Source organism: Mycobacterium lacus, assembly GCF_010731535.1.
Taxonomy (GTDB): domain Bacteria; phylum Actinomycetota; class Actinomycetes; order Mycobacteriales; family Mycobacteriaceae; genus Mycobacterium; species Mycobacterium lacus.
The window spans coordinates 3642109-3654702 of sequence record NZ_AP022581.1; the positions used below are offsets into that span (position 1 = coordinate 3642109).

The following is a 12594-nucleotide window of genomic DNA, read 5'->3' on the forward strand; positions in this document are numbered from 1 at the left end:
ATGTTTACCCTCAATGACGACGAGCGGGTAATCACCGAGACCGCGGCCGCCTTCGCCGCCAAACGCCTTGCTCCGCACGCCCTGGAATGGGATGCCACGAACCACTTTCCGGTGGACGTGTTGCGCGAGGCCGCTGAACTCGGAATGGCGGCGATCTACTGCCGAGACGATGTGGGCGGTAGCGGGCTGCGCCGGCTCGACGGGGTGCGCATCTTCGAACAGTTGGCCATCGCAGACCCGGTCACCGCCGCCTTCCTTTCCATCCACAACATGTGTGCGTGGATGATCGACACCTTCGGCACCGAGGAACAACGCAAGGACTGGATTCCGCGGCTGGCCACAATGGACGTCATCGCCAGCTACTGCCTGACCGAGCCCGACGCCGGGTCCGACGCCAGCGCGTTGAGCACCCGCGCCGTCAGACAAGGCGGCGACTACGTGCTCGACGGCGTCAAGCAGTTCATTTCCGGCGCGGGCGCATCCGACGTCTACGTGGTGATGGCGCGAACGGGCGCCGAGGGCCCCCGCGGAATTTCGGCCTTCATCATCGAAAAGGACACTCTGGGGTTAAGTTTCGGCTCCCACGAGGAGAAGATGGGCTGGCACGCGCAACCCACCGCGCAAGTGGTGCTGGAGGGCGTGCGGGTACCCGCCGAGGCGATGCTTGGCGGCACGGACGGTGACGGCGCCGGTTTCGGCATCGCGATGAACGGCCTCAACGGCGGTCGGCTCAACATCGCGGCGTGTTCGCTCGGCGGCGCGCAGGCCGCCTTCAACAAGGCGGGCGCGTATGTGCGCCAGCGCCAGGCGTTCGGCGCCACCTTGCTCGACGAGCCCACCATCCGGTTCACCCTGGCCGACATGGCGACCGGCCTCGAGACGTCGCGACTGTTGTTGTGGCGGGCCGCGACCGCACTGGACGAGGACGCCACCGACAAGGTCGAGTTGTGTGCGATGGCCAAACGCTATGTGACCGACACCTGCTTCGACGTCGCCGACAAGGCGCTGCAGCTGCACGGTGGCTACGGCTATCTGCGCGAGTATGGTCTGGAAAAGATCGTTCGCGATTTGCGGGTGCATCGAATCCTGGAAGGCACCAACGAAATCATGCGAGTGGTCATCGGTCGAGCCGAGGCCACGCGTTTCCGCGCAACCGCCTAGAAAGGTCAGAAAGGCCGACATGAGCACCATCGCGTTCCTGGGGCTGGGCAACATGGGCGCGCCGATGTCGGCGAATCTGGTTGCCGCCGAACACATCGTGCGCGGGTATGACCCGGTGCCCGCCGCAGCGTCCGCTGCGGCCACCAAGGGTGCGACGGTGTTCGGCAGCGCCGCCGAAGCGGTATCCGAAGCGGACGTGGTCATCACCATGCTGCCCAGCGGCGATGTCGTCAAGCGCTGCTACGCCGACGTGCTGCCCGCCGCGCGAGCCGGTTCGCTGTTCATCGACAGCTCCACGATCTCGGTCGACGACGCCCGCGAGGTGCACGCGCTGGCCGAATCGCACGGCATGCGTCAACTGGACGCACCCGTTTCCGGTGGGGTGAAGGGGGCGGCGGCCGGCACGCTGGCATTCATGGTCGGCGGCGACGAGGCCACGCTACGAGAGGCCCGGCCGGTGCTGGAACCCATGGCGGGCAAGATCATTCACTGCGGCTCGGCCGGCGCGGGGCAGGCCGCCAAGCTGTGCAACAACATGGTGCTGGCGGTGCAGCAGATCGCCATCGGCGAGGCCTTTGTACTGGCCGAGAAGCTGGGGCTGTCGGCGCAGTCATTGTTCGACGTGATCACCGGGGCCACCGGCAATTGCTGGGCCGTGCACACCAATTGCCCGGTGCCGGGCCCGGTGCCGACGTCGCCGGCCAACAATGGCTTCAAGCCGGGTTTCGCGACGGCGTTGATGAACAAAGACCTGGGCCTGGCGATGGATGCGGTGGCCTCGACGGGTTCCTCGGCGCCGCTGGGCAGCCACGCGGCCGAGATCTACGCTGAGTTCATCGCGTCCGACGCCGACCACGCCGACTTGGACTTCAGCGCGGTGATCCAGACCCTGCGCTAAGTCCCGCGAGCAGTCGCAAAAGCCCCCATTTCGTGCCGAAATGAGGGGCTTTTGCGTCTGCTCGCGGTCAAAAGTCGCCGGCGTTGCGGCGCAACGTTTCGATGGACGACACCAGCGCCCGCGATTCGTCAGCGGTCATGCCGATGTCGGCGAACACGTGCTCGTTGAGCGTGACGGTGGCGTCCTCGACCGTGGACCGACCGAGTTCGGTGATCTGCACCAGCGTGATCCGACCATCGGTGGGGTGCGGCACCCGCTTGACCAGCCCGTCGGCCTCCAGCCGGCGGATCGCGTGGGTGACACTGGTGACGTGAACCTGCAGCCGATCAGACGCTTTCGTGATCGGCAACGCTCCAGTGCGGCTAAACGCCAATAGCCGTAGCAGCTCGAACCGGGAGAAGCTCAGATCGTAAGGACGCAGCGCCGTCTCGACGCGGGCCAGCAGGATCTGATGCGCACGCATCACCGACGTCACCGCGACCATGCCGTCCGACACATCGCCCCACCCGGCACGCTCCCAATTGGCGCGCGCGACGGCGATGGGGTCACGCTTTTGTGAGGCAGCCACGCCCCTTCTTACCGCACTTGCCCCACCGCGGATAGCACCGCCAGGGTGGACGCGCGGCTGCCCACGGTAATGCGCGCGCCGCCGTCCGGGTAGCACCGGACCTGCAGCCCGGTATCGGCGAATACTTCACGCCACAGCCGACCCCGCGACGGCAGGTACATGAAGTTCGCATGCGCGTCGGTGGTGTATGTCCCCATCGCGCTCAGACACATCCGCAGATAGCAACGTTCGGCGGTGATCAGCCGGATCCTCTGCAGCAGTTGGTCCTCGGCTTCGTAGGAGGCTGCGACGGCAAGCAAAGCGGTACTCGCCATGCCGAACGGCAACTGCTGGGCCCACAGCGTACGGGCCAGCTCCGCTGTCGCTAGCCCGTATCCGATGCGCAGTCCCGCCAACCCGTAGGCCTTGGAGAAGGTCCGCACCACCACCACATTGGGAAACTGGGCAAGCAATGCCGAAACGTCGATCCAGTGCTCCGGGGCGGCGAATTCGATGTATGCCTCGTCGAGCAGCACCACGGCGTCACGCGGCACTCGACGCAGGAATCTCAAGACCTCGCCCGCGGGCTCCAGGGTGCCGGTCGGGTTGTGCGGCCGGCACACCACGACCACCCGCGCGTTCGTGGCGGCGTCAGCCAACCCGTCGAAGTCGTTATGGCCCCGCGGGTCGAGCGGGACGGTCACCAAGGTCAGCCGCGCCATTTGCGCGACGATCGGGTACCCGTCGAAGGTCGGCTCCGCCATGACTATCGCGTCACCCGGGGCGGTGAATGCCCGCAGCGCGTGCATCACCACACCCGTCGCGCCCGCGCCCAACACGACCTGTTCGGCGGGCATTCCGATGTGGCACGCGATCAGGCTGCGCAGCCGCTCGGGCAGAAACTCCGGATAACGGTTGGCCGCATCGATCGAGCGAATCAGCGCCGACCGCACCGCCGGAAGCGGCGGAAACGGATTCTCGTTGAGCGACAGCGCAAACGGATCGATGGCACTCGGCAGCGCGCCACCGAGCTCCGCGGCGACAAGGCGCTCTACGGGTGGCATCAGGGCCGCCCACCCCAGCGCACCGCGGCCGCGCCGGCGAAATCGCCGGCGTGGGCAAAGGCTGCCATCATGACCACGTCACCCGACTTGACTTGGCCATCGGATATCGCGCGATCGAGGTTGACCGGAATGCCTGCGCCGAACAGATTGCCGCACTCGTCAAACGTGTCGCGATGATGTTCCTTGGGCAACTCGAGAGCCTCACGCCAATTGCGCAGAAACACGCGGTTGGGCTGGTTGGTGACCAGGAGGTCGATGTCTTTGGGGTCCAAGCCGATTCGGTCACAGACCGCGAACGCGACTTCGGGAACCTGCCGATTGCCACGGGCCAAGACCTTGGTGATCTTGCTTTCGGTGAAACCGATGCTGCCCTCACCGGGACCGGCCTGCCACCACTTGCGCGGGGGATCGAAGGACAGCGTCATTTCGCCGGCGTATTCGCCGTACGTGCGGCACTCGATACCGAGAATGGGTGATTGGTCGCTTACCGTGACCAGCCCGACCGCGGCGCCGTCGCCGGGCACCGCCGACTGCGCCTTACACCGAGTCCTGGGCTGATCGAAAAACTGCCCGGCCGCATTCTGTGCGATGGCGATCAACGCGGTCCGTCCGTCACCCGACGACAGCAGCTTACGAGCCACATTGAGCGCCAACACAAACGCGGCGCAGCCGCCGTTGTTCAGATCCAGCACCCAGGACGGCCGCATGCCCAAGCGGTGAGCGATGCCGCCGCCTTCGCCGTAGAACGCCATATCCGGTACCTGGGTATGGGTGATCAACACGTCGGCACTTTCGACGACGTCGTGTCCGTGGCGCTCGATCAAGCCCTGCGCCGCCCGCTCGACCATATCGATCGCGCTCTCGTCGGGGGCGACGTGATGGCGGAACCTCGGAGCGCGGAACATCAGGTTGTCACGCAGGTTGTCGGATTCGGCGAATTGCGCGTAATAGTCGGCGCCGATGGGCTCGCCGGGCAGATAGGTGGAGACGTCGGTCAGGCTGACGGCGGGTTGACTCACGATGGCCTCATCTCATCCAGGCGGGTGTGACCGGCAGGCCGTTGTGGTGGCGGTACTCGGCAATGGCCTTGAGGGTCTTCATCTCCAGCAGATGGCCCGCGCCGAACATGTCCCAGAAGTCGCCCACCCAGACCGGGCGCTGCGGCGGTGCGGTTTCTGGATACGGGTTGTGGTCATAGAACGGGTGGTGGCAATTGGTCCACAGCACAACCGAACCGGGCTTGTCGAGGACCACCTGGGCGTCGACGACGCGCATCATGTAGATCATCCACAAGTGCTTGCCCTGGTCCCACGCGCAGTGGTAGTCGACGGTGCGTGCTTCCGCGTTGGCGATCGTGCGGGTGTAGATCTTGGTCTCCGAGCCGAGCCGGTCGTAGGCCAGCCACAGGCCAGGTTCGTCGGTGGGCGTGAAGCCGCGAAGGCTGTAGGTCCACTCCTCGAGGCTGCGGGTGTCCGCCATGTACTCGAACAGCTCGTCGGGCGGGCAGTCGATGAAATCGTTGACGGTGCAGTACTCACCGAAGACTTGATGGTGTGGGTAGACGGACCGCATCATCTCCATGATGATCGGGGTGGCCTTCTCCCGCGGGCTGGTCTCGATCCGAGTTACCCCGTCGATGGGGGTGGGGATATCCTCAAGCGCTGGCAGTGACATTCGTTCGGCTCTCCTTCGCGGCTGGAATCTCGTCTGTGGCAGGAGCTTTGATTGATGTCTTGGCGAGAAACGGTGCAAACGGGGGAATTTCGTCGGCGGCACACTCGACGCTGACCACCGCCGGGCCGTCGACCTCGAGGGCCGCGCGCACAGCGGCGGCAAATCCGTCGAGGTCCGTGACGTCCACGGATGTCAGGCCCGGGAACATTGCCGCCAGACCGGCACCCAGCCGGCTGGAACGGAACCGGTTGTAGCTGTAGAGATCGTCGTAGAACAGCTGTTCGCGGGTCACGCACATGGCGTGGGCGTTGTTGTTGAGCAAGACAAACGTCACCGGAAGCCGGTACTGCACCGCGGTGTGTATCTCCATGCCGTGCATGAAAAACGCGCCATCCCCGGCGACTACCACGGTGCGCCCGGCGGGCCGTCCGGTGTTCGCGCGCCCGAACGCCATGCCGATGCCGGCGCCGAAGCTGTAACCCATCCCTCCCATGCCGAGCGCGACCGCGAACCGGCCACCCCGCCGGGCCGGCAAGTAGTGGACCGCGGACGCGCCGGTGTTGCCGGCGTCGACCACGATGTCCGTCCCGTCGGGCAGGGCGCCGTCCAGCACCGCCATGGCGTCGCGGTAGCGCACACCCGCTCCGACGAGGGGTGGGGGCGTCAGCTCGGTCCGGTGCACCACATCGGGCACGCGCAGTCCGGTTGGCCGTCCGGGTCCGGACAGGGCGTGGGTCAGCATGCGCAGCGAACCGCGCAGGTCGTCGGTGTGCACGTGGGTGCACGGGACATACGGCGTTGCGGAGCCGATCGAGACCGTTCGCACCGCCGCGAGCGCGTCGTCCAAGCCGGTGCGCGCCGTCACCGACAATCGAGTGCCGACCACCAGGCACACGGCGCTGGCCGCCACCGCTTGGGCCACGCCCGGATTGCCCATCACGCCGGTAACCCCCAGCGCCGACGACGACCCGCAACCGGGCGTCCCGGCGACATCCTTGGCGTCGGGAACGGTCGCCACCCGCGCGCGCAACACCGCGCGCAGCGCTTCGAGCTCGGCCCGGGCGTCGTCACGGGCCACCTGCTCGCCCACGATGATCGTGACCGGACCGTTCGCGTGGCGCAGGACCTGGGCTATTGGATGCGGGTTGCCGATGGGTCGCAGGTCCTGCGTGGTACGGCTGGCCCGATAACCACCCCAATTGACATCGACATATCCCTGCTGAATGTCCTTGGGCAGCAACAACACCGCCGGGCCCCCGGTGCGAGCCGCGGCGACGGCCCGGGGCAGCGCCGAGACGATGTCCGACGGCGTGACCACCCGCTCGCACGACAGCGAGACCGCCGAAAACACCGCCTGGGCATTCAGCGCCCCGTTGCAACCGCTCATGTCCTGAAAGCTGCCCCGGCCGTCCATTGTGGTGGGGGCTTGGCCGACCAGGGCCAACACCGGAACCCGGCTGGCCAACGATTCACCCAGGCCCGCAACGAGATTCAGCGCGCCGCCGCCCGAGGTCGACGCCACTACTCCGAGGCCGGAACCTAGCCCGGCCCCGCTGCGGCTGTACCCGTCAGCCATCGTGGCGGCGGAGAACTCGTGCTTGGCCAGCACCGCGGTGATATCCGACTGGAAGTGCGCCGCATCGTACAGATCCTCGATGTTGGCGCCGTCCACCCCGAAAATGTGGTCGACTCCAAGTGCCGCGAGGTGCTCAACGATGTGGTCGACCACCCGGTGCGTCCTGGGCATCTGCTCTCCTCCGCAAGGCCGCTACGCGGCCCCCCCTCGTCGCGGGGCTAATCGAGACGATGCCTGTAACACGACGCGCAAGCGCGTTCAGTTCACCTCCGGTGCACGGTTTACAGCGAGCGCTGCAGCAGAACCTGTCCGCTATCAGCGGCAACGACCTGCACGGCGGCGATCTGGTCGACCGGTGTTGAGATGCTGCCGGCCGGCGTCGCTGTGTGTCCGGGCTCGGCCACCCAGGTCGCCAGCCGGGTCGTGCTACCGTCGCGACCCACCACGACCATCGCCAGCGTGTCGTGGTGAGCAGTCGGCGGAGCCAGGCAGACGCATCGCAGGTTGATGAACGTCCCCCAATGCTGGCTGGTTAGTGAAACCGTCGAGGTCAGCAGGTTCGTCCCAACCTGTGCCATCGGCTGTGCGGACACGGTCGCCTGTTGCGGGGCCGTCCCGGAGTGGCCCGCAACGCCCACCAACACACCGATCCCCAGCACCACGGCCGCGGCGGCCGAGGCCAGCCACGTCGTTATGCGGCTACGGCGACGACGCCAACGCACCGTTGCCAGCAACGACGGAAGTAGCTCCGGCGACACCGGAGGTGTTGCGGCCGTGGCGCCGGACTCGTTGATCGCGGCCACGACTTCACGGTCGAGCTGCGAGAGTAGCGCCGGCACACCACAGAGTTCCGCGACGGCCTCCCGGCACGCCGGGCAATGGGCCATGTGTGCCTCGAATTCGCGGCGATCGGCGGCGGACAGCGACCCCAACACGTACGCGGCATCCCACATCGCATAGGGGTGGTTACCACCCGTCGACACGTTACGTACCCCGTAGTCGCCGGGCGGGCCAAGTCCTCGTAGCGGCGTCGTCATGTCATTCATCTCCTGTCACCCTCAAGCATTCGGAGCCGACAGCCGTGCGGATGGGACCGGAATGGCCCCCAAAAATAAGCATTGCCGTCATCGTGTGACTCCAAGTTCCTGCAGAGTGAGCCGCAATGCCCGCACGGCATAGTGTAATCGCGACTTCACTGTTCCCTCCGCTATTCCTAGGTCTGATGCAATCTGGGCGGTGGTCCATCCGCGGTAGTAGGACCGGTCGATCACGGCGCGATGCTCGGCGGACAGCTGGGCCATCGCGTCGGCGATCAGCAGCCGGTCCAGCGCCGCGTTCACCTCGTCCGGCGTGGACTGCTCGGGCGCGCCTTCCTCGTCGGTCGAGCCGACGACATTGCGGAACCGTGCGCTGCGCCGGTCGTCGATGATCATGTTGCGAGCGACCGTGAACAACCACGCCCGTGCCGACCGCTCCGTATCGCCGATCACTTCCGGATGCTGCCACGCCCGCAGCAGCGTCTCCTGGACGACGTCCTCCGCCTGGCTGGCGTCGCCCGTCAGCCGCAGTGCATAGCGCCACAACACCGCGGCATGCTCGTCGTAGAGCGCCCGCATGAGAGCGGCTTCTGCAGCCGCACCGCCGGCTACGCGGGCCACTCGATCACCTCCCGCTACTGACACGAGTGGAGTAGATGTTTAGTTCAGCCCCGCCGCGGGTACACCACGTCGTTTTTGCCCGTGATCGCGTTATGCCCGCGTGAGCACGCGGGGTCCGCCCTCGGTCACCGCCACGGTGTGTTCCCAGTGTGCCGCCCGGGACCCGTCGGCGGTGGTGACCGTCCATTTGTCGTCGAGCACCACCGTCTTACGGGTTCCCAGCGTCAGCATCGGTTCGATGGCGAGCACCGAACCGGGGGCCAGCAGGGGGCCGCGCCCCGGGGCGCCCTCGTTGGGGAGGAAAGGATCCATGTGCATCTGCCGGCCGATGCCATGTCCGCCGTAGCCATCGACGATCCCGAACGCTCGCCCGTAGCGAACCTCGGCGGCGCGCGTGGCGGTTTCGATGGCATGGGCGACGTCGGTCAGTCGGTTTCCGGCGATCATCGCCGAGATTCCGGCCTCCAGCGCTTTCCTGGTCGCCAGCGACAGCGCCTCGTCGGCGGGGATCAGGGTGCCCACCCCAATGGTGATCGCGGCATCGCCGTGCCAGCCGTCCAGGACCGCGCCGCAGTCGATGGATACCAGGTCGCCGGGTGCGAGGATTTCAGCGGCGGACGGGATGCCGTGCACCACCCTGTCGTTGACCGAGGCGCAGATCGACGCCGGGTAACCGTGATAGCCCAGGAATGACGGTGTCGCACCGGCTTCGCGGATCACCGATTCGGCGATTTCGTCGAGACTCAGGGTGGATACCCCGGCGACCGCGGCCGCCCGCACCGCTTCCAGCGCGGCGGCGACGACGGCGCCGGCCGCGGCCATCGCGTCGAGCTCGTCGGGGGTGCGCTGTGGCACGACTCTGCGACTTCGGAGTCGTACCAGGGTGCGCATGGCTACCGTCCCAGCTGTGATGAGCGGCGACCCGCCGCACCCGGCTCCGCCGGGCTTGCGATCACCCCTAGGGCCCGCAGCGCGCGGGCGAAGACCTCATCCAGGCTGCCGACGGCATCGACGGTTTTGAGCTGATCGCGGTAGTAATCCAAGAGGGGCGCGGTCTCGTCGCGGTAGACCTTCATTCGGTTGAGGATGACGTCGTCGGTGTCGTCGGCGCGGCCGCGCCCTTTGAGCCGTTGCAACAACTCCTCTTGGGACACGCGGAACTCCAGCACCGCGTCGATGTCGGTGCCCCGGCGTCCCAGCATGTCGTGCAGCGCCTTGGCTTGCTCGAGCGAGCGTGGGTACCCGTCCAGGATGAATCCGTTGGCCGCGTCGGGATTGTCGAGGCGGTCGTCGACGAGTTGGTTGGTCAGGTCGGAGGGCACCAGGTCCCCGGCATCCAGGTAGCGCTTGGCTTCCACGCCGAGCTTGGTGCCGTTGTCGATGTTTTGCCGGAACAGCTCGCCGGTGGAGATCTGGGGGATCTCGAGCTTTTCGGCCAGCTTCTGCGCCTGCGTCCCCTTGCCCGCCCCCGGCGGTCCCAGCAAAACGACTCTCACTTGAGGAACCCTTCGTAGTTGCGCTGCATGAGCTGACTCTCGATCTGTTTGACCGTATCCAAGCCGACGCCAATCATGATCAGAACCGCCGTACCCCCGAAGGGTAGATTTTGCACCGCTCCACCATTGCCGATCTGGAGGAACAGGTTGGGCAGCACCGAGATCACGCCTAGGTAGATCGAGCCCGGCAGGGTAATCCGGCTCAGCACGAAGCGCAGATAGTCGGCGGTCGGCCGTCCCGGCCGAATGCCCGGAATGAACCCGCCGAACTTTTTCATCTCGTCGGCACGCTCGTCGGGGTTGAAGGTCACCGACACGTAGAAGTAGGTGAAGAAGATGATCAGCCCGAAGTAGATGCCGATATAGACCGCGTTGCCCGGGTCGGACAAGTAGCTGCCGACGAATTTGTCCCACCAGCTGTTACCCAGACCGCCGCTACCGCTGCGGATCAGCTGGGTGATCAGGTGCGGAATGTAGATCAGCGAGGACGCGAAGATGACCGGGATAACGCCGGCCTGGTTGACCTTGAGCGGCAGATACGTCGACGTTCCGCCGTACATGCGCCGGCCCACCATGCGCTTGGCGTATTGCACCGGGATACGGCGCTGGCCCTGCTCGACGAACACCACGCCGACGATGATGATCAGCGCGGCCGCGCAGACGGCGGCGAAGATGACCCCGCCCCGGCTTTCCAGGATGCTCTGCCCTTCGGCAGGAATGCGGGCGGCGATGCCGACGAAGATCAGCAACGACATGCCGTTGCCGATGCCGCGTTCGGTGATCAACTCGCCCATCCACATCACCAGCGCCGCACCGCCCGTCATCACCATCACGATGACGACCAGGGTGAAGATGCTCTGGTCGGCGATGATGTCCAGCGAGCAGCCCTGCAGCAGCCCGCCGTTGGCCGCGAGCGCAACGATGCTGGTGGCCTGCAGGATGGCCAGCGCTATCGCCAGGTAGCGCGTGTACTGCGTCATCTTGGCCTGACCGGCCTGGCCCTCTTTGCGCAGTTCTTCGAACCTGGGAATGACCACCGTGAGCAGCTGCACGATGATGCTGGCGGTGATGTAGGGCATCACGCCCACCGCGAACACCGTCAGTTTGAGCAGCGCGCCGCCGGAGAACAAGTTGATCAGCGAGTAGATCTGTCCGGCTTCGCCACCGCTGGCCTCTTTGATGCACTGCTGCACGTGCGGGAAATTGACACCGGGCGACGGCAGCGCGGCACCGACGCGGTAGAGGATGACAATGCCCAGCGTGAAGAGGATCTTCCGTCTCAGGTCGACTGTTCGCAGCGATGAGATGAAAGCCGAGAGCACTCTTCCTCCTGCGGCTGGGTCATTCCGGGGGTCCCGCGTCACGCGCCCAACCCGCAGGCAAGGACGTACGGCGTCGCGCGTCAAACCGTGTACGAGACTAACAGCCGACCCGGGTAGGCCCTTTCCCGGCCGCCGCCGTGCCGTAGGCGAGGTGTACAGTTTCGGCCAGCTCGTTATATTGGCTAAGTAAGAGATTTTGCGCACGAAAGGTCGGACTGGCCTCTCGGCCGAGCCGACCTAGGAGAACCATGACACGTACCCCTCGAGACAGCTGGGATCTGGCTTCGAGCGTTGGTGCCACGGCCACGATGGTCGCCGCCGCCCGCGCGCTGGCCAACGAGGAGGCCAGCCCGATCATCAACGACCCGTTCGCGGCGCCATTGGTGCGGGCAGTCGGCCTCGACTTCTTCACCCGCCTGGTCGACGGCGAACTCGCTGCTTGGGCGGCCGACGGTGCCGAGCGCGACTTGCAGATGGTGACGGATTCGATCGCGGTGCGCACCCGCTTCTTCGACGAGTTCTTCCTCGACGCCGCCCGCGGCGGCGTTCGCCAATCGGTGATTCTGGCCGCCGGCCTCGACGCTCGGGCATACCGGCTGCCCTGGCCGAGCGGCAGTGTGGTGTATGAGCTCGATCAGCCCGAGGTTGTCGAGTTCAAGACCACCGCGATGTCGACCCTGGGCGCCGTTCCGGCGGCGGACCGGCGAACGGTCGGCGTCGATCTGCGCGACGGCTGGCCGGCCACGTTGCGCGACAGCGGATTTGACGATGCGAAACCCGCCGCCTGGAGCGCGGAAGGCTTGCTGATGTACCTTCCGCCCGAAGCCCAGGATTGGCTCTTCGACAACATCACCGCGCTCAGCGCGCCAGGAAGCCGCCTGGCCACCGAATACCACCCCGACTCCGGCCCCACGATGACTGAACGCGCCCGAGAGTTCAATCAGCGTTGGGTCAACTTGGGTTGTGACATCGACCTGTCGGGGCTGTTCTACGACGGTGAGCGCAGCAATGTCGTCGACTACCTCACCGGTCGAGGCTGGCGGGTGACCACCAGGCCACGCCGGGAGCTGTTCACCGATTACGGTCGGGTCTTCCCGGACGACGAGATGTCCCAGCTCCGCAACGTCGTCACCGTTACCGCAACGCTGGGATAGGACGCGGCACCGCCGTATTGGCCGTGCCGCGCTTGGCGCGGTGT

The 12594-nt window shown here is 66.2% G+C and carries 12 protein-coding genes and 1 pseudogene; 3 read left to right on the forward strand and 10 right to left on the reverse strand.

Annotation, left to right across the window (positions count from 1 at the left end):
• Together G6N24_RS16695 and mmsB are read left to right on the forward strand one after the other, a co-directional pair.
• Positions 1-1161 carry an acyl-CoA dehydrogenase family protein gene (locus G6N24_RS16695; RefSeq protein WP_085157832.1) on the forward strand — a complete coding sequence of 387 codons (1161 nt, stop codon included), beginning with the start codon at positions 1-3 and terminating at the stop codon, positions 1159-1161.
• Positions 1162-1180: 19 nt separating this feature from the next.
• Positions 1181-2059, forward strand: coding sequence for a 3-hydroxyisobutyrate dehydrogenase (gene mmsB, locus G6N24_RS16700; protein ID WP_085157830.1), 879 nt, complete (start codon positions 1181-1183; stop codon positions 2057-2059).
• Between the two features lie 67 nt (positions 2060-2126).
• Here the strand turns inward: mmsB and G6N24_RS16705 are convergent, their stop codons facing one another.
• The 10 genes and pseudogenes from G6N24_RS16705 to secY form a co-directional block, all read right to left on the reverse strand.
• Entirely contained in the window at positions 2127-2627 is a 501-nt protein-coding gene (locus G6N24_RS16705) for a MarR family transcriptional regulator (protein WP_085157828.1), read from the reverse strand.
• 8 nt (positions 2628-2635) lie between these two features.
• The gene (locus G6N24_RS16710) at positions 2636-3670 is read right to left on the reverse strand and encodes a pyridoxal phosphate-dependent aminotransferase (protein ID WP_085157826.1); all 1035 of its coding nucleotides are present in this window, start codon (positions 3668-3670) and stop codon (positions 2636-2638) included.
• The gene (locus G6N24_RS16715; RefSeq protein WP_085157824.1) at positions 3670-4689 is read right to left on the reverse strand and encodes a 3-oxoacyl-ACP synthase III family protein; all 1020 of its coding nucleotides are present in this window, start codon (positions 4687-4689) and stop codon (positions 3670-3672) included. The genes G6N24_RS16710 and G6N24_RS16715 overlap by 1 nt, the downstream gene beginning before the upstream one ends.
• A gap of 7 nt (positions 4690-4696) precedes the next feature.
• A complete protein-coding gene (locus tag G6N24_RS16720) occupies positions 4697-5344 on the reverse strand; it encodes an SRPBCC family protein (protein ID WP_085157822.1) in 648 nt (215 codons plus the stop codon).
• Entirely contained in the window at positions 5325-7091 is a 1767-nt protein-coding gene (locus G6N24_RS16725) for a thiamine pyrophosphate-binding protein (protein ID WP_085157820.1), read from the reverse strand. Before G6N24_RS16725 ends, G6N24_RS16720 begins: the two co-directional genes overlap by 20 nt.
• A gap of 110 nt (positions 7092-7201) precedes the next feature.
• A complete protein-coding gene (locus tag G6N24_RS16730) occupies positions 7202-7957 on the reverse strand; it encodes an anti-sigma factor family protein (protein WP_139822237.1) in 756 nt (251 codons plus the stop codon).
• An 87-nt stretch (positions 7958-8044) separates the two neighbouring features.
• Positions 8045-8578, reverse strand: a complete 534-nt coding sequence (locus tag G6N24_RS16735) for a sigma-70 family RNA polymerase sigma factor (RefSeq protein WP_085157816.1) — start codon at positions 8576-8578, stop codon at positions 8045-8047.
• Positions 8579-8668: 90 nt separating this feature from the next.
• Entirely contained in the window at positions 8669-9469 is an 801-nt protein-coding gene (gene map, locus G6N24_RS16740) for a type I methionyl aminopeptidase (protein WP_085157814.1), read from the reverse strand.
• Positions 9470-9534: 65 nt separating this feature from the next.
• Positions 9535-10074 (reverse strand): annotated as a pseudogene (locus tag G6N24_RS16745) (adenylate kinase); the annotation flags it as partial.
• Positions 10071-11396: a preprotein translocase subunit SecY gene (secY, locus tag G6N24_RS16750; protein WP_085157812.1), complete on the reverse strand. Its 1326-nt coding sequence runs from the start codon at positions 11394-11396 to the stop codon at positions 10071-10073. The pseudogene G6N24_RS16745 and the gene secY, both read right to left, overlap by 4 nt.
• A 248-nt stretch (positions 11397-11644) precedes the next feature.
• Between secY and G6N24_RS16755 the strand changes: the two genes are divergently transcribed.
• Positions 11645-12550, forward strand: a complete 906-nt coding sequence (locus G6N24_RS16755) for a class I SAM-dependent methyltransferase (protein ID WP_085157810.1) — start codon at positions 11645-11647, stop codon at positions 12548-12550.
• Positions 12551-12594 lie beyond the last annotated feature (44 nt).

What these genes read in the sequence shown, in the direction of transcription:
- G6N24_RS16720 (WP_085157822.1), bottom strand. Translation starts at nt 5,344, where the DNA reads ATGTCACTGCCAGCGCTTGAGGATATCCCCACCCCCATCGACGGGGTA.
- G6N24_RS16695 (WP_085157832.1), top strand. Translation starts at nt 1, where the DNA reads ATGTTTACCCTCAATGACGACGAGCGGGTAATCACCGAGACCGCGGCC.
- G6N24_RS16730 (WP_139822237.1), bottom strand. Translation starts at nt 7,957, where the DNA reads ATGACGACGCCGCTACGAGGACTTGGCCCGCCCGGCGACTACGGGGTA.
- G6N24_RS16725 (WP_085157820.1), bottom strand. Translation starts at nt 7,091, where the DNA reads ATGCCCAGGACGCACCGGGTGGTCGACCACATCGTTGAGCACCTCGCG.
- mmsB (WP_085157830.1), top strand. Translation starts at nt 1,181, where the DNA reads ATGAGCACCATCGCGTTCCTGGGGCTGGGCAACATGGGCGCGCCGATG.
- G6N24_RS16755 (WP_085157810.1), top strand. Translation starts at nt 11,645, where the DNA reads ATGACACGTACCCCTCGAGACAGCTGGGATCTGGCTTCGAGCGTTGGT.
- map (WP_085157814.1), bottom strand. Translation starts at nt 9,469, where the DNA reads ATGCGCACCCTGGTACGACTCCGAAGTCGCAGAGTCGTGCCACAGCGC.
- G6N24_RS16710 (WP_085157826.1), bottom strand. Translation starts at nt 3,670, where the DNA reads ATGCCACCCGTAGAGCGCCTTGTCGCCGCGGAGCTCGGTGGCGCGCTG.